This window comes from Planctopirus hydrillae (assembly GCF_001707835.1).
GTDB classification, from domain to species: Bacteria; Planctomycetota; Planctomycetia; order Planctomycetales; family Planctomycetaceae; genus Planctopirus; species Planctopirus hydrillae.
In genome coordinates this window covers 1-20,697 of the sequence record NZ_LYDR01000058.1, presented here as the reverse complement: position 1 = coordinate 20,697, position 20,697 = coordinate 1, and the positions used below count along the sequence as shown (strand labels likewise).

General features: G+C 54.2%; 12 protein-coding genes and 1 pseudogene. 9 read left to right on the top strand and 4 right to left on the bottom strand.

Annotated elements, in window-relative coordinates:
* Nucleotides 1–69 precede the first annotated feature (69 nt).
* From A6X21_RS07350 to A6X21_RS25495, 9 genes are all read left to right on the top strand, one after another.
* Nucleotides 70–1,077: a hypothetical protein gene (locus A6X21_RS07350; protein WP_068846964.1), complete on the top strand. Its 1,008-nt coding sequence runs from the start codon at nt 70–72 to the stop codon at nt 1,075–1,077.
* Between the two features lie 830 nt (nt 1,078–1,907).
* A complete protein-coding gene (locus A6X21_RS07345; RefSeq protein ID WP_131818231.1) occupies nt 1,908–3,023 on the top strand; it encodes a hypothetical protein in 1,116 nt (371 codons plus the stop codon).
* A 358-nt stretch (nt 3,024–3,381) separates the two neighbouring features.
* Nucleotides 3,382–4,983, top strand: coding sequence for a reverse transcriptase domain-containing protein (locus A6X21_RS07340; RefSeq protein WP_165603711.1), 1,602 nt, complete (start codon nt 3,382–3,384; stop codon nt 4,981–4,983).
* Nucleotides 4,984–5,501: 518 nt separating this feature from the next.
* Nucleotides 5,502–8,612 (top strand): BPTD_3080 family restriction endonuclease, encoded by a 3,111-nt coding sequence (locus tag A6X21_RS07335; RefSeq protein ID WP_068846961.1) that lies wholly within the window; start codon nt 5,502–5,504, stop codon nt 8,610–8,612.
* Nucleotides 8,609–9,451: a DNA damage-inducible protein D gene (gene dinD, locus A6X21_RS07330; RefSeq protein ID WP_068846960.1), complete on the top strand. Its 843-nt coding sequence runs from the start codon at nt 8,609–8,611 to the stop codon at nt 9,449–9,451. Before A6X21_RS07335 ends, dinD begins: the two co-directional genes overlap by 4 nt.
* Before the next feature lie 79 nt (nt 9,452–9,530).
* Nucleotides 9,531–12,329: a site-specific DNA-methyltransferase gene (locus A6X21_RS07325; RefSeq protein ID WP_068846959.1), complete on the top strand. Its 2,799-nt coding sequence runs from the start codon at nt 9,531–9,533 to the stop codon at nt 12,327–12,329.
* Nucleotides 12,330–12,349: 20 nt separating this feature from the next.
* The gene (locus tag A6X21_RS07320; protein ID WP_068846958.1) at nt 12,350–13,105 is read left to right on the top strand and encodes a DUF6946 family protein; all 756 of its coding nucleotides are present in this window, start codon (nt 12,350–12,352) and stop codon (nt 13,103–13,105) included.
* Nucleotides 13,102–15,183, top strand: coding sequence for a 3'-5' exonuclease (locus A6X21_RS07315; protein ID WP_068846957.1), 2,082 nt, complete (start codon nt 13,102–13,104; stop codon nt 15,181–15,183). Before A6X21_RS07320 ends, A6X21_RS07315 begins: the two co-directional genes overlap by 4 nt.
* Before the next feature lie 223 nt (nt 15,184–15,406).
* Entirely contained in the window at nt 15,407–15,613 is a 207-nt protein-coding gene (locus A6X21_RS25495; RefSeq protein ID WP_205847411.1) for a hypothetical protein, read from the top strand.
* Between the two features lie 336 nt (nt 15,614–15,949).
* Here A6X21_RS25495 and A6X21_RS07300 read toward each other — a convergent pair whose 3' ends face one another.
* From A6X21_RS07300 to A6X21_RS25730, 4 genes and pseudogenes are all read right to left on the bottom strand, one after another.
* Nucleotides 15,950–16,663 carry a hypothetical protein gene (locus tag A6X21_RS07300; RefSeq protein ID WP_068846954.1) on the bottom strand — a complete coding sequence of 238 codons (714 nt, stop codon included), beginning with the start codon at nt 16,661–16,663 and terminating at the stop codon, nt 15,950–15,952.
* A 404-nt stretch (nt 16,664–17,067) separates the two neighbouring features.
* A complete protein-coding gene (locus tag A6X21_RS24295) occupies nt 17,068–17,748 on the bottom strand; it encodes a hypothetical protein (RefSeq protein ID WP_131818230.1) in 681 nt (226 codons plus the stop codon).
* A gap of 364 nt (nt 17,749–18,112) precedes the next feature.
* Entirely contained in the window at nt 18,113–18,628 is a 516-nt protein-coding gene (locus A6X21_RS07285) for a hypothetical protein (protein ID WP_068846951.1), read from the bottom strand.
* 698 nt (nt 18,629–19,326) lie between these two features.
* A pseudogene (locus A6X21_RS25730) lies at nt 19,327–19,911 on the bottom strand (RHS repeat-associated core domain-containing protein); the annotation flags it as partial.
* Nucleotides 19,912–20,697: the final 786 nt, after the last annotated feature.

Here is a 20,697-nt window from a genome sequence, read left to right as displayed (position 1 = left end):
GGGTATCCCCGCCCAAATCATCGCTTTAGCACAAATCCTCAAACAAAAACTTGGAGAGCAAGTGATCACATGGCATGGGAAAGACGCCGAAACGGCAACAGTTACTACTACCGCTCAGTTCGTCGCTACGGACGTATTGAAAAAGAGTATTACGGCAGTGGTTATGATGGGATCGCAGCAGCGCAGATGTTCGCAGCCATCAAGCAGGCTCGGCGGAAGCTGACGTGTTTTGAAAATGAGGTGCGGAAACAGGCCCGGATCAGCGCCCGGAAGTTCCAGCAGTTGCTGGAGTTTCCACTCCCTGTGCTGGCCGGATTGTTAGCCCCAACAGACTATAGGCTGCCAGAACTCACGGATCGCCAGAAGCGACTGATAGGAAAGGCGACGGCACAGGAACTGAAGCAGTGGGGCAAAACCGCCTTGTATCTGCAGCTCGTCACGATGTCCGGTCGTTCTTCATCTCAACTGGATTACCTGAAGCAACTGGTGGAAGGCAAGGTCGCGCTTCCTGAGGGGATGCATGCTCACCCCATCCAGGAGTTGTTTTACGAGCAGCTGATGTTGATGACTCTCATCGATGCCTCCAGGACACTGAAGAAATCAGGGCACCGGGCACGGCAGACGGCTCGTTACCACTACGAATATCCTGGACTCTATTCTCGAGCCCATAAGGCGCGGGCAGCCATCGAACGTGTTGCCTTTGCTGTCCACAAATTTCCCGTGAGTCATGTGACTCCGCCAGAAACCTATTCGCTCGATCTGAAAATCCAGATCAAACTCGATTTTCCCGAGAAAGAGATCGAGACAGAGAATCTGTACTGGCCGCTGTATCTCCATGAGCATGCATGTCGACTCCCAAAAGCTGCTGAAGCCTCGTCTTCAACAACATTGCCCGAAGGGGTTAACGTCGAGGAGTCGGCAGATCCGCAGGCTGTTGACAATGACCAGACTCTGGAAAAAACAGCCACTGTCGACCTTCGCTCAGAGAAACTGCTGTTGCTCCGTATTCCCCAGCCGGATGTTGACAGCCGCATTAACCATCTCCCGCCATTTATCCACCTGACAAAGGCCGGTTAACACCACGACCCGCAGTTCAGAACAGGATCCACACTGCACACGCGATCCAAAGTCTAAGGCTGAGTGTCTTGAAAGCACGCAAATTTCGGTGTGCTCAGTAGTATATATAGAATTCTGGTGTAGCCTTCTTAACGAGATTATGCATGATGACACTTGGTGACTGACGCTAACTTGATATGTGATGGAAGCAACTCAGTGACTGACCGAGGGTCTGTTTCGTCAGGGTAAGGTCCTTTCGTTGATAGTGACACGGAGTTGGTCCGAAAGGTTGTCGGTATCCTCTTGGCGGAGATTTACCGGCTCCACTCAATGTTGAGCACCTGCCGCATCTGTTCGTGTATTTTCTGTAACCACTTGATCGTGGAGCAGTTTCGGTCATTGGCAACGGCCAACGGCGGGGCATCGACACGCTCTGCAAGCTGGTTTTGGGGTGCCCTTTTTGCAGTGCGATGTTTGAAACCCAGAATCTCGACACTCCGAGACTGTCACGTTCTGAATTGGTCAGTGAAGTTTGTCTCAGTTGGCAAAGAGGTTGAAAGATGGACGAAGAGGAAGGTGGAAGCGCGCAAAATCAACAGAGCGTTACGCTTGGGATAAGTTGTCTTGGTGAGGTCAGACTTCCGGAAGAGGTGTTTCGCCGAATCCGGAATGATCTCCCACGACCACTTGCCCGCATGAAGAATGATCTACTAGACCGTCAAAATCTCGCAATTCGTGAGCATGGCTTTGTGACTTTGCAGACACGTGCTTTTAATCGGATTTGGGTCGCACTTTATCAGGCAGGATATGCAGTTGAGATTGTACATGGCTGTGAGCAACCAGAGGCACACATGGCAGTTTCAGATACCCGTCCACAAAACACGATCCCTGCCGATGATCTAACTCGAGATTCTCTGATTTTTAGTCGCTACGGGCAAATGGTCTGTCATAATGACCAGCATCGCTGGAAAGTGATCATAGACCTGATTGCGGCTTTTCCGGAGGTCAGGTTCATACTTCCAGTGGTCAGTCGTAAAGTCGCAGATGAGGTGTATTGCCGACTGACACGCTTCTTTCCGGATCAAGTCGAGTTCGTCTGCGGAATTCGCCCAAGAGCTTCAAGAAGAATTCTCGTTACGACTTTCTGGACAGGTACCCTGATCGATCCATCGAGGTGCGCTGTGTTAGTCCCCTATTTCCCGCCGAGTTTTCCAGAATGGCTGAAAATCATGTTGATCCAGCCAGCGGGAGATCGATTTTACGTCTTCAGAACTCGGATGGAGCATCTTGCAAGGGCTGATGAAGAGCAGCTTGAGGCAAGAGTTGGATTGCCATTGTTTGAACACAGTTTTTTGGCTCCTCCAGTCTGGGAATCGATCATTGAACCTGTCAGCGGGCCCGTTGTTGGCTCTAACAGAGTTCGCGGACCACTTTCACGTTATCCAGCGACTTTTGATCGACGTATGCACTACTGGAGGCATTCGAGTCGTAATCTCCAGATTCTGAATAAGTTTGCTGATGAATTGAGGACAGCTGTGAGTGTGAATCGAGGTCAAAATCCTGTCCCTGTGAAGATCATCGTTGAGAATCAAGAACATCGATCAATATTGCTTCAGTTGCTCAACGCTTCGAGAGAAAGTCTTCAGTTACCTCAAGATATCGAGACTTTCGACGACTATGTACTCACGCTGATTAGTGCAAATAGCACGACTCCATTGAATTCCGTTCTGATCTGGGGCGTGGGTGGCCCTGCTTCTCGATGGCTGGATCAATGGCTGTTAGCCTCTCGGAAAACTGGACGGACCGTAAGAATCGTAGATTTCTGTGATGAATTCGATATTGAAGCCGCTCGCATGGCGCGGGATCGTATGGCCGCTTACCAGAAGCAGGGCTTGACTCAGTTGAGAAATCACAGAAGTCCTGTTGATCGATCGCTGAATCAACGAGACCTGATTGTCAGTGCCTAAACTCGATTTCAGAGAGAACTCATGACGAATTCATTAAATTCTCGACATCCACCTTGAGCCTCATTCCGCTTTTCGCCCGGTGAAAGTACCAGACCGGGCTCCTATTGATTTACTTAATTCAAAACTGTGAACGGAATCTGATCGAATGAGCTTCGATACACCCCGCCTGCTATCGCGAAGGAATATCGACACGTCAAGTGAAGCTGGGCGACTTGATCGCCGAGAGAGGAGCCAATTGTTCCTTCAGCAGCACCAGCGTGAATGCTCAAATTTCGAACGCCTGCCTCTGCCACAAAAGCGTCGGTTCCTGAGAAGCCTCAGGAGCCGCATCGCCGACGAGCGTAACCTTCAGGAAGCGGTGATACATCTCACGTCACACGGAGAAAAGGCGCCAGGCCCAAACGGCCAGTGTCTGACAACCTTATGGCGAGAAGCCAGAGTCAGGGTCTTTCAAGAACTGAAGGCACTGGCCCGGCAACTGGAGAGCGGCACCTATCAACCCAACCAGCCTCGAACAGTCAACATCCCCAAAAGCTCCGGAACAGGACACCGGACTATCAGTATCTCAAACTGGCAGGACCAGGTCGTGCAGCGCGCGGTGGTGCAAATCATCCAGCCACTGCTCGACCCGCGATTCGATGATTTAAGTCTGGGGTATCGCCCCGGCAGGGATCGCACTGAAGCACTGGCCAGAGCAATCGCAATTGCCGAGCGGGAGGAAAGATATGTCTGGGTCATCTCCGATCTGAAGGACGCGTTCGACCATGTGAACCATCAATACCTGCTGCGTGCCCTCAAAGGGGACCACTGGCTGGACAAACTCATTCCATTAATCAGGCGAATCATCGCGATCGCAGGAACAACTGGCATCCCGCAGGGAGGGGCTCTCTCTCCTCTACTGCTTAATGTTGTTCTGAACAAAGCGATTGACCGCCAATGGAGGAGACTCTATCCACACATCCCTTTGATACGAGTAGCTGACGATATCTGTCTTCTTTGTCGAACCCGTGAGGAATCACAAGCCGCATGGAACGATTTGAGAAGGATAGCAACAGACATCGGAATGCAGATCAAGGGAGCGCAGGACGCCGACTGCTTCGATCTTTCAAATGGTCAGCATGCTGACTGGCTGGGAGTTGAAGTACGGAAAGACGGTTCGGGTATTAAGCCTGGGCTGTCACGGCGATTCTCTGCGAGGCTAAGGAAGGATCTGGAAGAACACTACACCCAACCAGATAGTCTGCTTGTGATAGCGGCACTCCTGAGGGGAAAGTTCGACCAGTTAGGACCCATAGCAGAAGATGGGCTGAGTGCAGCACACGAGGCAGTAAGAAAGGGAATTGAAGAACTCCAGATTGAAACACCAGTCTCCACTCAGGAACTGAGAACGGTCTGGGAGCACGCCAGAGTGCGATACCTCGCAAGGCAAAGTTATTACCATATCAAGCAATCTCAACCGGTAATGACAACAAACAACACGGCCCGACGCGATGGCTTCGCCTATCGCTACCGAACTCGACCTGAAACCCGGGTCGATGCAGAAACGTCTACGGTGACGCCCGTCACTGTGGAACTGACCACAGCTATGCTCCCCAATCGGGTGGGAGCATGGTTGTGTGCAGTTGAAAGTGAGCAGAACCAGAATCCCGAAATTCAATGCGAATCTGTAAGAAACGTCACAGCATCACGGCTGGCTCTGCTGGGGGTACGAGCCGCCATAAAGAAGTATCCGGATCGCTCCCTGATTTTGAGAACAGACTCTGATTACCTGGCAAATGTCTTCACGGCGAATCCGCCTTCGTTCATTGAACAGCAACCGTCATCCCACGAAGAATCGCCACATGCCAATCAGGATTTGTTGCGACCAATAATCAGAAGTCTACAGCAGTCCGGGAGACGACTGATTACTGAACTCAGACCGCCTCAGTCGGCGACTCGGCAAACGATGAGTATGGCCTAACTCGAATCAATTCAATGTGCGGATGATCGTGGGATGGATCGTCGCAGGTCTGCCACCACGGACAGCACCATGCGACAAAAATCAGTCTTTGGGGGTTTTCAAGACCAGATTTGATCAGCCATAACCACAACTGTTCCACTTGACTTAAGTTCATGGGCACGGCCCATTGCACAGATTTTTGCACCTCCGACACACAGGATTTGCCCCTGGCAGGTACATAACGGCAATCTCCGCCCAGTGGTGATTCTGATTTCTTGATCGTCGTCGAGTGGTGGTATCTCGTCTCCTTGAGTTAGACGCGTGCAATTCCTGCTTTTGCCGTGACGAATCCAGAGTGCTTTTGGTCAGGGTCGTTTTGCCGCGAGGTGACGTCTCTTACAATTTTCCCAGTGGCCGTTACCAGTTCGTTAACTTTGCTTCTGGCATGTTTTCGCTGGACAGACGTGACTTGCTGGTGCGATATTGCTGTAATTCTTCGATAAGCACTGGCGTCCACTAAACGCTCCACAGGATGGGTAATGACTTCCGATTTCTTCAGCGGTCCAATCCTGAACTCCCCCTATCGTTATCCGCGCCGACATTGGGAGCTTGACGAGGAGGGGCAGCCGACTCAATTGGTGGTAGAATCGCGCCGCAGGGCCAAGTTTATTACTGCGATCCCTAAACCGAAGAAGCAGAAGGGGAAATCGTCGAAGCAGGCATCCCTTGTCTTCGACGAAGGCAAAGGATTATCGACGCAGCAGCAGCAGTACGACTCCGAGTCACTGATTAACGATGTGCGAGATGCGGTCGATCGCTGGCGGGCTTTGCCCAATCCCAGCCAATGGCAGGTGACTCCCGAAACGGCCCGATTGCTCCAGCATTGGCGGCATCATGAATTCGCTTCGATTCGTCCCTTCTTCTGTCAGGTCGAAGCAGTGGAAACTGCCATCTGGCTGACAGAAGTGGCTCCACATTCCCAAAACGGGAAACGCTTGCTCAACATATTGACGGCCGCCAGTCAGGACGCCAACCCGGAACTGCTGCGGCTGGCGCTTAAGCTGGCCACAGGGGCTGGAAAAACTACCGTCATGGCCATGCTGATCGCCTGGCAAACGATCAACGCGGTTCGTCGGCCAGGGAGTAAGAACTTCACTCGCGGCTTTCTCGTCGTGGCACCGGGTCTCACGATCAAAGACCGCCTGCGGGTCCTGCGGCCGAACGATCCCGACAGCTACTATGCCAGTCGCGAGCTGGTTCCTGCGGATATGCTGGATGACATCCACCGTGCCAAGATCGTCATCACCAATTACCACGCCTTCAAGCTCCGTGAACGCATCGAGCTGTCCAAAGGTGGCCGCCAACTGCTTCAGGGGAGGAACGGCGAGGAACTCGACACCCTCGAGACGGAAGGGCAGATGCTGCAGCGGGTCATGCCCGATCTGATGGGCCTCAAGAACATTCTCGTTCTAAACGATGAAGCCCACCATTGTTATCGGGAGAAGCCCAAAGAAGCCGATGATGCTGATCTGACTGGTGATGAAAGGAAAGAGGCCGAAAAGAACAACGAAACCGCTCGACTGTGGATTACCGGCCTTGAAGCGGTCAACCGCAAGCTGGGTGTCGCCCGAGTCATTGACCTTTCTGCGACTCCCTTTTTCCTCAGCGGCTCCGGATATGCCGAAGGCACGTTGTTTCCCTGGACGATGAGCGACTTCTCGCTCATGGATGCCATTGAATGCGGCATTGTCAAGCTTCCGCGCGTCCCCGTTGCCGAGAATATTCCCGGCAACGAAATGCCCATGTTTCGAGACCTCTGGGAGAACATCCGCCAGGACATGCCCAAGAAAGGGCGCGGCAAGGGTGAAGAACTCGATCCGCTCAAACTCCCTACCCGGCTACAAACTGCAATTCAGGCCCTTTACGGTCATTATGAAAAGACGTTCCACCTCTGGGCCGAAGCGGGGATCCCCGTCCCGCCCTGCTTCATTATCGTCTGCCAGAACACGGCCATTTCCAAGCTGGTTTACGACTACGTTTCCGGCTTTCATCGCAATAACGATGATGGGTCAACCTCACTCGAAAATGGCCGCCTGGCGCTGTTTCGCAACTTCGATGAAACCACGGGAAATCCGCTCTCCCGCCCCAACACGCTGCTGATCGACAGTGAACAACTCGAAGCGGGTGATGCGCTTGACGACAACTTCCGCAACATGGCAAAGGATGAGATCGAACGCTTCCGGCAGGAAATCACCGAACGGACCGGCGACCAGCGCAGTGCGGAAAGCATCACCGATCAGGAACTTCTCCGCGAAGTGATGAACACCGTTGGCAAACCGGGGCAACTCGGTGGCTCGGTCCGCTGTGTCGTCTCTGTCTCCATGCTTACGGAAGGCTGGGATGCCAATACTGTCACGCACGTTCTGGGGGTTCGCGCTTTTGGCACGCAGCTCCTGTGCGAACAGGTCATCGGCCGCGCTTTGCGCCGTCAATCCTACGACCTCAACGAGCAGGGGCTGTTCAATGTCGAATATGCCGACGTGTTCGGGATTCCCTTCGACTTCACCGCCAAACCCGTCGTTTCACCGCCGCAAAAGCCGCGGGAAACCATCCAGGTGAAGGCCATTCGCCCCCAGCGGGATGCGTTGGAGATCCGCTTTCCGCGCGTGGAAGGCTACCGCGTCGAATTACCCGAAGAACGGCTGACTGCCGAGTTCAACGACGATTCGATTCTCGTGTTGACGCCCGATCTCGTAGGGCCATCAATCACTCGAAATGAGGGCATTATTGGCGAAGCGGCAGATATGGGCCTGGACCATATGAAGGATATGCGGCCCTCTACACTCGTTTTCCACGTCACTCAGCGTCTGCTCTACACAAAATGGCGTGATCCGGGCGAAGCTCCCAAGCTTCACCTTTTTGGCCAGTTGAAGCGCATTACCAAACAGTGGCTCGATACATGCCTCATCTGCAAGGGGGAAACCAATCCTGGTCTGCTCCTTACTGACCAGAACATCCAGGATATGGCTTGTCAGCGAATCACCGATGGTATCACCCGGGCTTTCGGCGACGAGCGGCCCATCAAGGCGCTGCTCGATCCTTACACCCCCACTGGTTCAACAGCTCAGATCCATTTTAATACCAGCAAAACTGAGCGCTGGCAGACCAGTCCCGATCGCTGTCATATCAACTGGGTGATTCTCGATTCCGACTGGGAAGCCGAGTTCTGCCGGGTCGCTGAATCGCATCCACTTGTCCGGGCTTACGTCAAGAATCACAACCTGGGCTTTGAAGTCCCTTATCTCTTTGGCAGCGAACCCCGCAAGTACCGGCCCGATTTCATCGTCCTGGTGGATGACGGCCACGCTCCTCATCCCGATGGCACGCCGGATCTGCTCCATCTAGTGATTGAAATCAAGGGTTATCGCGGTGAGGATGCGAAAGACAAGAAAGCCACGATGGAGACCTGCTGGGTACCCGGCGTCAACCACCTGGGAACCTACGGCCGCTGGGCTTTCGCTGAGTTCTGCGACGTTTACCAGATCGAGTCGGATTTCAAAGCCAAGGTTCAAGGCGAATTCGACAAACTCATTTCACAGTTCGCGGCTGTGAAAACGATCGTCGGTTCTACTTCAGGAGGTCGGTCATGAAAACAGAAGTAATCCAGATGCTCACAACGACGTTTGAAGGCCATGCCGCGCAGACCGAAGGTGGCGTTGAATACTGGCTTGCTCGGGATTTGCAGTACCTGCTGGGATATTCCAAGTGGGACAACTTCCTGAACGTCATTTCCAAAGCCAAAACAGCATGTGAACTTTCGGGCCATGACGTTGCCGACCATTTTGCCGACGTCGGGAAAATGGTCGACCTGGGGTCAGGGAGCCAGCGCGAAGTCGACGACATCATGCTAACCAGATACTCCTGCTATCTGATCGCTCAGAACGGCGATCCGAAGAAGGAGGAAGTCGCCTTCGCCCAGTCGTATTTCGCCGTTCAGACTCGCAAAGCCGAACTCATTGAGCAGCGAATTCTGGAGCTGGAACGGATTTCCGCCCGCGTAAAATTGACGGGGACTGAGAAGGAGCTTTCGTCGGTCATCTACCAGCAGACGGGAAGCGATCGGAATTTTGCCTTGATTCGTACCAAAGGCGACTTCGCCCTCTTTACCAAATCGACCCAGGCGATGAAGGCGCAGTGGAAGGTTCCCGACAATCGCCCTCTTGCTGATTTTGCTCCGACGATCATTCTCAAGGCCAAAGATTTCGCGACGGAGATCACCATCTTCAACGCCAGGCAGAATGCGCTCAAGACGGAAGCCAGCATCTCCAATGAACATGTGAAGAACAATCAAGCCGTTCGCAACACCCTTCTTCAACGCGGGATTCGGCCTGAAAGTCTGCCACCTGCTGAGGATCTCAAGAAGGTCGAGCGGCGGCTCGCGACCGAACAAAAGAAGTCGCTCAAGAATCCTGAGGCCCTCGATTCCTGAACGCTTGGCTAACCCGCTTTGCTGATTGAAACACCTGAGTCCTGCATCGCTCCTGACTCCTGAAAAGACAGCCTGATCCATGCCGAAGAAGAAATCTGCTGCTGCTGCTCCCCAGACGAACGCCAAGTCGGTCGAGACTTTTGTCCATGAAGATGCATCGCGGCGGAACATCCCCACGGCTGAGTTTCAATCGGTGGTCGATAAGCAGCAGCGGGGGCCGGTGCCGGTGAAGTATCCTCGCAATACCGATCTCGATCCTCAGCTCGTCTGGCGCGGTAAGGATGAGCAGGACTGGTCGGAGTTGGTGGTGGCCGCACCGCCTCTTTACATCCAGGAAAAGGTGCATCCCAAGGCTCTCATCGACGATCTGCTCCGCCAGACGGAAGCGGCCCGGCGGGAGGGGCAGCCAGCGGTGGAGACGCAGCTCGATCTGTTTGCTGATTTCAACGGCTTGCCCAGCTTCGATGCACGGACGGAGTTCTACCAGCACGATGCCCACTGGTCGAACCGCATGATCCTCGGCGATTCACTCCAAGTGATGGCGAGCTTGGCCGAACGTGAAGGGCTGCGTGGCAAGGTGCAGTGCATCTACTTCGACCCGCCCTACGGCATCAAGTTCAACAGCAACTTTCAGTGGTCGACCACCAGCCGGGATGTGAAGGATGGCAATGCGGGCCACATCACGCGCGAGCCGGAGCAGGTGAAAGCGTTCCGCGACACCTGGCGCGACGGCATCCACAGCTATCTGACGTATCTGCGCGATCGGCTGACCGTCGCCCGCGATCTCCTCTCCGATTCCGGCTCGATCTTTGTGCAGATCGGCGATGAAAATGTCCACCGCGTCCGGGCAGTGATGGATGAGGTGTTTGGGGAGGACAACTGCATCACCGTGATTGTTGCTCAAAAAACAGGGACTGTTACTGGCGACTTCATTCAATCGAATACGGACTTCATTGTTTGGTATGCGAAGAAGAAGGAGGTGACGAAGTATCGGCAACCTTTTGTAGAACGTGACGGCAAGCCAGAAAAGGATACAATCAAGCTCACTACGATGGAGCGAAATGACTACGGTGCATACCCCCTCACGTCCGACGGTTTTCGTGAAACTACGACTGTGAAATTTGAGTTTGAGGGTCAAACATTTCATCCCGGTTCGGGTCGCCATTGGGGAGTTACAACACCTGAACTGGAAAGAGCCGGACGTGCGGGGCGCATTCTTCGACAACAAACGCAGATAAGGCTTCGCTACTTTTGGGATGATTATCCAGTGATCGCTTTGGGAGGTTATTGGAACGACGTTGGTGGAGCTACGGGCAAGGTGTATGTAGTCCAGACTGCCACTAAAGTAATTGAACGCTGCATCCTCATGGCCACCGATCCCGGCGACCTCGTGCTTGACCCAACCTGTGGTTCTGGCACCACGGCGACCGTCGCGGAGCAATGGGGCCGTCGCTGGATCACGATTGACACCTCGCGTGTGGCTTTGGCGCTGGCCCGGGCCCGGATTATGGGAGCCCGCTACCCGTACTATCTGCTGGCAGATTCCAAAGAGGGACAGCAGAAAGAGGCCCAGATCACGCGGACGGCCCCTTCGACTTTGCCAGTCAGTGGCCGCATTCGCCAGGGATTTGTTTATGAACGCGTCCCGCACATCACTCTCAAAGCGATTGCCAATAACGCTGAGATTGATGTCATCTGGGAGGAATTCGAAGCTCAACTTCTCCCTTGCCGCGAAAAGCTGACTCAAGAACTCTCGGCTCGCTGGTTAGCCGACTTCCGCAAGACGCAGAAGTACACCGTGGCTGTTCCTGAAGTGATTCAGGAATGGGAGATTCCCCGGGAGATCCCGGAATCGTGGTCGAAAAAGGCGACGTCACTCCATGCCGAGTTCTGGAAACTGCGTATTGCCCGGCAACAAGCCATCGATGCCTCGATTGCGGCCAGGGCCGAGAATGAATTTCTGTATGATAAACCTTACGAAGACAAGAAAAAGGTTCGCGTCGCTGGGCCGTTCACCGTCGAAAGTCTTTCGCCACACCGCTTGCTGGGCGTGGATGAAAATGACGACCTGATCGACCCGCTGACGAAGGTTCAGCAGGCCGGCGGCGAAGCCCAGACGTTCGAGCAGATGATCCTGCAGAACCTGAAAACAGCGGGAGTGCAGCAAGCCCATAAGGAAGACCGGATCACGTTCACCTCAGTGGTGCCGTGGCCTGGCGAGATGATCTGTGCCGAAGGGAAGTATCTCGAAGGGGATGTTGAAAAGCGGGCAGCGATTTTTATCGGCCCGGAGTTCGGCACAGTCCAGCGCCAAGACCTGGTGCAAGCCGCCCGCGAGGCAGGAGATGCCGACTTCGAGGTGATGATCGCTTGTGCCTTCAACTACGAAGCCCATGCGACGGAGTTCAACAAGCTGGGGCGGATTCCGGTTCTCAAAGCCCGGATGAATGCTGATCTGCATATGGCGGAAGACCTCAAAAACACGGGCAAGGGGAACCTGTTCGTGATCTTCGGCGAGCCGGATATTACGGTGCTGAATGAGCCGGACGGGTTAATCCGGGTGAGGGTCAACGGGGTCGATGTGTTCAAGCCGCAGACGGGCGAAGTGGTGAGCCACGGTGCCGACGGCATCGCCTGCTGGTTCATCGACACGGACTACAACGAAGAGAGCTTCTTCGTGCGGCAAGCCTACTTCCTGGGGGCGAACGATCCTTACAGTTCACTGAAGACAACGCTTAAGGCGGAGATCAACGCCGAAGCCTGGGAATCCCTCCACAGCGACACCTCCCGCCCCTTCGAAAAACCCTGCAGCGGACGGATCGCGGTGAAAGTGATTAATCATCTGGGTGATGAGGTGATGAAGGTGTTCAGGGTGTAGAGGGCCCAAAGGAGAAACGCATGAGTCGATTCAATATCGAAACGCGGGGGATTGACAGTTGGCGTGAGCGACTGGCCGACCCGGTAACGCAGTGGGTTCGGGGTTATTCCGCCTTTGAAGCGGCCGTTTCTTGGGAACTGGCAGCGAAATCGGCTTCCGGACTGCCGACATCGATCTCGGCCGTGTTGGCTCGCGCAGGGTATGGCGAATCGCATCTTCTGTTAGGCGTTGCTGAACACAACGTTTCACTCGAAGGTCAAGGTCATGACTCGCAATGTGATCTTTGGGCATTGCTTCAAACTTCCAATGGTATGGTTTCCTTGTCTGTCGAGGCGAAGGCCAATGAACCATTCGGAGAAGGCCACCAATCTTTGCAGACTTGGTTGGATAGCGGGAAGTCATTGAATTCCAAACCGAATCGCTTGAAGCGTTGGCAACACGTGCAACGTATGTTGCCAATTTCGGGTGTCGCCGGTTATGGCGAAGTTGCCTTTCAACTTTTGCACCGCTGCGCCACTGCCGTGATCGAAGCCGAAAGATTTAATCTCAAACATGCCATTTTTATCGTCCAGGCATTTAAGTCTCCTTCCACCAGTTACAACGAATTCGTCAAACTCTGTACCGCGATTGGAATCGATTCCGGCAAAGGACATCTCCATATGACAAACGTAGGCAACATCTCTCTGGGAGTTGCATGGGTCGACTTCCCGATAGCAACTGACAATCAGCTATCGAGATTGATCCCGAAAGGTCGCAAGAAAAAGCCATCAGAATGAATTTTCTCATTGCGGATACTTTCACCTCCAGTCTCGCCCGACTCACCCGTGACGAGCAGAAGTCCGTCAAGACGACGGCGTTTGATTTGCAGGTCAATCCCGCCAGTCCGGGGATGAGTTTCCACAAACTCGATCGGGCCAAAGACAAGAATTTCTGGTCGGTGCGCGTCAGCCGGGACATCCGGTTGATTGTCCACAAGACGGCGGATAGCCTGCTGCTCTGTTATGTCGATCACCATGACAAAGCCTATGCCTGGGCCGAACGCCGCAAGCTGGAGACGCATCCTCAAACCGGGGCCGCCCAGTTTGTGGAAGTTCGTGAATCGATTCAGGAAATCGTTGTTCCGAAGTATGTCGAGACCGAGACTCGCGTGCCCGTGCGCACTTTGCCAGCGCTCTTCGCCAATCGGCCCGACAGTGAATTGCTGAGTTATGGCATTCCGCTTGAATGGCTGGACGAAGTACGGCTGGCCACAGATGAGACCTTGCTGTCATTGACGATGCATCTTCCTGCTGAAGCAGCAGAAGCACTGCTGGAGTTAGCCACGGGTGGAAAACCACGAATTCCAGAACCAGTGGCGGGAATTTCTCCATTCGAACACCCAGATGCCCAGCGTCGATTCCGGCTGGTGACGAACGTCGAAGAACTGGCCCTGGCCCTCGACTTCCCCTGGGACAAATGGACGGTCTTTCTTCATCCCGAACAGCGTCAGTTCGTGGAAAAAGATTTCCATGGCCCGGCCCGTGTCTCAGGTTCTGCGGGAACCGGCAAGACAATCGTGGCGCTGCATCGAGCGGTCTTTCTAGCCAGGAAGAATCCCGCTGCTCAAGTCCTGCTGACCACCTTTTCGAACACACTGGCCCGTGCGCTTCGGACATTGTGCCAACGACTGCTCTCCCAGGAACCGGCGATCGCCCAGCGAATCGAGATCTCGTCGCTGGGGGAGGTCGCACGCAGTCTGTATGAAGAACTGGTGGGGCCGGTGGCGTTGGTCGATCGCCAGGTGATTGAAAAACTGATCGGCGATGCGTCTCAACGCGCTCCCGATCACAAATTCACGCAGCAGTTCCTGGTGGCCGAATGGGATCAGGTGATCGACGCCTGGCAACTCGACAACTGGGAAGCCTATCGCGATGTCGCCCGACTGGGCCGCAAGACCCGTTTGACAGAAGCCCGGCGGCAGGTCTTGTGGTCGATCTTTGCGGACGTTCAGGCCAAATTGGACGAGATGCAGCAGTTCACCGAAGCCAGACTCTTCACCACCCTGGCCGATGAACTGACTCGCGCGAAAAAACCTTGTTACAACTTCGCCGTTGTGGATGAGGCTCAGGATATCGGCATTCCCCAGTTGAGGTTTCTGGCAGCTTTGGGGGCTTCTCGGCCGGACGCCCTTTTCTTCTCTGGTGACCTGGGGCAACGCATCTTCCAGCAGCCGTTCTCATGGAAATCTTTGGGAGTGGATGTGCGGGGGCGCAGCCGGACGTTGCGGATCAACTATCGGACATCGCATCAAATCCGCCAGCAGGCCGATCGCTTGCTGGGGCCGGTGGTGAGCGATGTGGACGGCAACAGCGAGGATCGCAGCGACACGATTTCGGTCTTCAACGGACCGCCTCCCACGATTCAAGTGGCGAAAAGCGAAGCGGAGGAGATCGCAGCGGTCGGCCGGTGGCTCTCTGGACAGGTTCAAGCGGGAATTCAGCCTGAAGAGATGGCAATTTTTGTCCGTTCCCACGGGCAGTTGAGCCGTGCCGAGGCAGCCGCCAGGCAGGCGGGACTTCCATTCAACGTGCTTGACCAATCGGGCGAGATTGGTGGCGAGACGCTGACGATCAGCACGATGCACCTGGCCAAGGGGCTGGAATTTCGTGTCGTGGTGGTGATGGCCTGCGACGATGAAGTCATCCCGCTCCAGGAACGCATCGAATCGGTGACCGACGACGGCGATCTCGAAGAGGTGTATGACACGGAACGTCATCTGCTGTATGTCGCCTGTACCCGTGCACGGGATGCGCTTCTCATCTCCAGCACGGAACCCGCCTCTGAGTTTCTGGACGATCTTCGCGCGGAGACATAGACCTGAGCTAAGCGAGTTGACTGGTCATGCCGGATCAAGCGTGGCTGATCAGTCAGTTCGCTCATGCGATGGATGTGTTTCCCACCGCTCTGGCCCTGGGCGGTGCATCACTCCCGAAGGGTGTTGTGTTCGATGGAGTCGATCTCGCGCCATTGCTTTTCGAGTCGAGGCCACTGCCAGAGCGACCGTTTTTTATCGAGGCGATTAACTCTTCGCCTGCCGCCTGGGTGAATGTAAGGCTCATTTCCAGACTCAAACAGGTTATGGAGGCTCAACGCCCGAACGGCACGAACCAGAACTGCTTTTTCAACTCGGTCGCGATCCCTCTGAGAAACGCATTGTCGCCGCACATCCCGAGGTTCTCGCTCGTATTCAGGAAGCCATCAAGGCTCACCAATCAAAAGTAATTCCAGGTCCCCCGCAGCTTTAATAGTCGGCAATCATATTTCTGAAACGTCTGGATCGACTGCCCAAAGTCATTGTACGTGAACTGCACCTGATTCACAGCATTTCCTGAGGTGGCGGCATCGAAAGCCCCTGCCGGAGAGTGATCCCTGGCAGGGGTGTGGGAGAAACGCTTTGCAGAGTTGTCAATGAGCAGAGAGGTCATGGTTGAGGGAGGCGAGGCCTCTTGTGCCACTGAGAAGCAGATCGCTCAAGGACGAGCAACCTGCTTCACTCCGGATATGAAAACTCCAGCCACTCGTGACAGAGGCTGGAGTTGAAGAGCGCTACCCTTGACGTGGTTTCCAGGGATATTCTGTGATTATTCCGTAATGTGGAAATTGACAATACTCAGATTCGAAGTCACTTCATAACAATAGACTGTGTACGACAACGTACTCAGTTCTTCAAGATACAATGGTGAGCATCCAACGATAGGGATTGGGCCAGGGCCATTCATTTCGCCGTTATCATCTCCATGAACCGTCATGATTCCGTACAAGAACTCATCGCCATCGCAGAATAAATAGATCTGCAATTGGACATTTTCCAGCAGGCAGGGAATATCCAGGAGCGTTGTTCCGTAATAGCCGGGAAATGCGCCGCCACCATAGCGGGCATCTTCGGGCATACTGGTGAAGTAGTCCAAATTCACTTCGGGTGATGCAATGGTGCTACCGTCGCGTTTCACCTGAAACTTGGCCTTCAGTGTTGCCGGGATGGGGTAAGGACAGCAGGAGACCTCAATTGTGGAGGCGACGCAGGCTTCGAGTTTGAGTTCACAGCCTGTGAGTTGTGTGGCAGGGACGTTGAGTGAGATGGTTTCTTGAACATCGGGTGCGGCGACAGTGGTGGAGGCGATGGTGGCGCCTTGACGACGGATCTGAACGGTGTAAGGGCCCGTATAGGAGGTGTCACGATCGATGGTAACTTCGACCGTTGCATCGCCTGCGAAGGGCTTGAGGAGAGGCGTCATTGGAAGACAGGAAACATTGGTGGCGGGATCAGGTGTGGGAACATGGCGTTCGTTGGACATGGCGGTGTACCTCGAGAAGGAGATTTGAAAGGGGGAAGAGAGAATGGATCAGAGTTGTGGCGAGAAGGGTCAAAAAAGGGCTCGACAAGAAAGAAACCGGCCGCCAGGGATGACGGCCGGGGTAGACGGTGTGGGGATGGAAATGGGTCAGGAGGGAGTTGGGAGTTGGTTCGGATTTTATTCAGGTGGAATCGATGCATTTCGGCAGATTTTCAACGAAATGCTCGCAGATGGGCGCTCGAAAACTGGCGACATATTCGACCCTGCGTCTCCCGAGCAGGCGAAGGTAATTCAGCTGTCGGATCAAAATCCTGGTGGAGAAGCGATGCGTGAATGCCCGGCGTCATGTTGTACCGACGCGGACAGATAGAATTACAACGAGCATATCCATACATTGTAGAGTATTAGCTTATCGTACCCTCAACTTGTATCGTTCCGTCCGGAGAGGACATCGACCAGGTAGCGGAAAAGGGGTTACAGCTTTGGACATTAAACGTTCCCACCATATGGGATGACGAAGGACAGATCGCCTGATAGGAAAAGTTTGATAGCAGGTGCCCGTAACAGTAGAAAAATATTGTGCCGCAAGGATACGTAGTTACACCAGTGCCGTTGTCATCTTCCGTCTCATAATCGGGAGGGTACCAGCCGGGATCTGTCACCCTTGAGTTTTCCTCGGTGTAAACCAACGTGTAGGAATGTGTACCGTCTGCCGAGGTGCCGGTTCCTGAAACCGTCACATGATTGGTGAGGGTGGCCGGTATCGGGAACTCACAACAAGCGATATTGATTCCTGCGATCGGGGTTACAGTGATTACCGGTTCGATCTCGCAGGTTTCCGAGGCTGTTCCCGGGATCGAGATGTTGGCGGTCAGGTTTCCTGGTGGTGTGGTCAGGGTTGTTGATCCCAGCGTAGCGCCGGTTTGATTTTTCACCGTGACGAGAGTGGGGGTGTCGTCGCTGGAATCACGGTAAACGGTGGCGGTGAGGGTGAGGTTGCCGGAGGCGGGTTTCAGGAGGGGGACCAGGGGAAAGCTGGCGGAGGGTGTGGCGGGGTTGGGGGTTTCGACAGTTCGTGTGGTCATGGGAGAGGCTTTCGGGAATTGGGGTGCAGGAAGGGATGAAAGAGACGGGGTTGCGGTTGGGGATGGGTTTGGTTGGAGGTGGATGGAGGTGGGAATTTTGAAGAGCGGAAGGGATCGGGGAGGGGAAAAGAAACCGGCCGCCAGGGATGACGGCCGGGGTTGAAGGGGTGGGGATGGAAATGGGTCAGGAGGGGGTTTGAGGTTGGTTTGAACTGGGTTCAGGTGGAATCAATGGGTTTCGGCCGGGCACAAGCGAAACGATCGCAGGCGAGCCAAAACCGCCTGTGCCGCTGGCACACAGGTAGCTCGAAGACGAGCAACCTATGTCACCCGGCGGGACTGCCGTACCTTGCTTGTGCTCGCATCATTCATCGCCTACAGCTGTAACAGAAACATCATGCAACACCCCTTTAATGGGAGATTCTGGGATCGACTGACCTGGAAGCATTTGCGAATTGGCCTCTAAAACGAGTTGCTCTGCATGTCTAGGCGTGGGAACCATGCTCACTCCAATCACATCGCATTCTGTGTTGAGCACCTGATTGGCAGGAACCCATTTGTCAAGTGCATAAAACTCACCGGTGTCGCTAACTAAATAATACTTATGCATCTTGGCAAGATCATGCCTTTCTACGATTTTTCCGCGTAGTCTCGTGATCTTTGGCTCATAAAGGCTAAGAGAAGGGATTGCTGAACGGAAATCGCTCTTATTCTTCGTATCATGCTCTTCCAGTGTGGCCCCATCTGGATTCGATTCAACTGCCTTGGGATTGTAATAGGGTGGCTGCGAGGCCGTGGTTTTCACCGCCTTAGATTCGTCGATGCCACATCCAAAGATGCATGCTGCAAGGGAGAGGTGCATTACAAACTGACTTCTCATTTTATTGCCTCGTTAGTTTCACATGCGACACACCACACCTCGTAATTAAAGTCCGTATTATTTACCATCCAGTCTTCGACGGAGCTCGTTAGCACTGTCATCGGCCCGACCCCTGGGAGATCAGGTAGGTGTTCGTGATCAGCGTGTACCATCATGCCGTCATCGTTAAGATATCCATAGTCAAAATTGACCCAGTTAGGATCTCCAGGTAGTTGAGGCCTTCTCACTCGATCCCAGTTAGAAAGATCAATCTTACCAGTCGAAGAGTTCTTACTGGCGTCAGGCTTCGTTCTGTTCTTTCCCCGATTGTTCCAGAAATGGATCGAGTAAATTCTAGGCCTTGCTTTCTCGTGATTGCAGTTTTTTCCTTTGCAGATATTTTGTTCCTCCATTACGTTCTTTCTATCCTTCGCTTCGGATAGAGTGGCGTAGCAATTTCTCATATCTGGCCATGTTTTGTCCCCTTTGCCTTCTTTAATTCCAAGTTCTACACAAGTAAGTCCGACACAGCCTCGCCTTACGGTGGAAGTCAAGTATTGGTTAACTAATTCTTTCTTGCGAGGGCTTAGGCCTTTATCCCAGTTGGGATTGCGTAGCACCCACTCGGCCATCCAATCCTCATGTGAACTTTCCTCTTGAAGTCCAAAAGGGTCGGAAAAACTAGTCGGCATTGATAATGCGTACTGGTACAAATGCGAACCCGCAAGGCTACCCAGTGGATCACGAGAAGTCCATTGCCCGAGTCCGTGAAAGTAAAATCGGTGTCGTATGGCACTCAGTCCAGTGCGTAGATCGTGCCAATATCCGCAGCACGTTGTTTCCCAATTGAAGTCGCTGGTTGAAAGGCTGTCGAAATATGGTGAATTAACGGTTGCCACTCCATAAGCGTCATACTCAATGCGTTCCTGAGGGTCGCCGCCTTCGCCTGCGACCGCCGTCACGTTCCAGTTGGCGTCCTGGAGGGCGTAGAGGCGTTCGTCCAATGTGGAAGCGGTGGTGCGGTCGCGGAGGATGAGGTCGTCGATGTATCTCAGGCCCCAGATGTGGTGTTGGGAGGGTGTCGAATTGGAGTCGATCCGTTCCTCGATGTTTCGCCAACCATCTGTGAAGTAGGCGTGGGTGGTTTCGTCCAGCACTCCGGAGTTGTAGGTTTTGACAGCCACTCGGAAGTTCCGCGCGTCGTAATGGTACTCGGCGACGGTTTCCAAAGTGCTGGAGACTTCTTCTTCCAGTTTGACGAGCCGGTTCCAGGCGTCGTAGGTGGCCGTGTAGGCTTCGTCCATCTGCTTGGGTTTGGGGATGGTGGTCATGTTGCCGACAGCGTTGTAGGCCGGGTCGGCCCAGGCACTTCCCACCGTGTTGGTGATGTCGGTGATTTCATTGACCGGGTTGGCGGTGCGTTCCTGTTCCATGCTCCAGGTGGAACCGTTGTCACTCTGCTTGAATCCTTCCCAGTTGCCGGTGGGGTCGAGATTCCAGTCCTGCTTGAACGCGGTGGAGGTGAGGGCGGTTTGGGTGCCGTTGAGTGTGCCGCGGTTGGCGGTTTTCAGGCGTTGGAGGCCGTCGTAGGTGTAGAGCCAGTCGTATTCGGCACTGTTGGCCGTGGCGATGGGGTTCTTCCGCCAGATGCGGTTCGAGGCTCTGTCGTAGCCGTACTGGATGCGGGAGAGGTCGTCGTTAGTGGAGGTGCTGTACCAGCGGGAGTCCTTCACCCGGCCCAAACGATCCAGGCCGGTGTAGATGTCTCCAGTGTCAGGATCGTTGGAACCTCCCGCCAGCGTGTACCGTAGATTGGGTTGGGGGCTGGTCTGCTGGATGACGCCTGCCAGGCCGACGAACTCGTAATCGGCCAGGTGGGTCGTGTCATCATCCACAATCGAGCCAATGCGGCTGAGGGCATCGTTGATTTCGCCTGTCGTGCCGTAGTCGTAGGTGAGTTCCCGGCCGTTGGGGTAGGTGAGGCTCAGTGGGCGCACGGTGTTGGTGCTGCCGTTGGCATAACCTCGCTGCACGCTGGGTGTGGTGCCGGTATTCACGGTGCCGCCATGCTCCTGGAACGTCTGGATCGA

Bases quoted from the DNA above. Each gene is read 5' to 3' on its own strand.
- A6X21_RS07350 (WP_068846964.1), top strand. From the start codon at position 70: ATGGCATGGGAAAGACGCCGAAACGGCAACAGTTACTACTACCGCTCA.
- A6X21_RS07345 (WP_131818231.1), top strand. From the start codon at position 1,908: ATGGCAGTTTCAGATACCCGTCCACAAAACACGATCCCTGCCGATGAT.
- A6X21_RS07335 (WP_068846961.1), top strand. From the start codon at position 5,502: ATGACTTCCGATTTCTTCAGCGGTCCAATCCTGAACTCCCCCTATCGT.
- dinD (WP_068846960.1), top strand. From the start codon at position 8,609: ATGAAAACAGAAGTAATCCAGATGCTCACAACGACGTTTGAAGGCCAT.
- A6X21_RS07325 (WP_068846959.1), top strand. From the start codon at position 9,531: ATGCCGAAGAAGAAATCTGCTGCTGCTGCTCCCCAGACGAACGCCAAG.
- A6X21_RS07320 (WP_068846958.1), top strand. From the start codon at position 12,350: ATGAGTCGATTCAATATCGAAACGCGGGGGATTGACAGTTGGCGTGAG.
- A6X21_RS07315 (WP_068846957.1), top strand. From the start codon at position 13,102: ATGAATTTTCTCATTGCGGATACTTTCACCTCCAGTCTCGCCCGACTC.
- A6X21_RS07300 (WP_068846954.1), bottom strand. From the start codon at position 16,663: ATGTCCAACGAACGCCATGTTCCCACACCTGATCCCGCCACCAATGTT.
- A6X21_RS24295 (WP_131818230.1), bottom strand. From the start codon at position 17,748: ATGACCACACGAACTGTCGAAACCCCCAACCCCGCCACACCCTCCGCC.
- A6X21_RS07285 (WP_068846951.1), bottom strand. From the start codon at position 18,628: ATGAGAAGTCAGTTTGTAATGCACCTCTCCCTTGCAGCATGCATCTTT.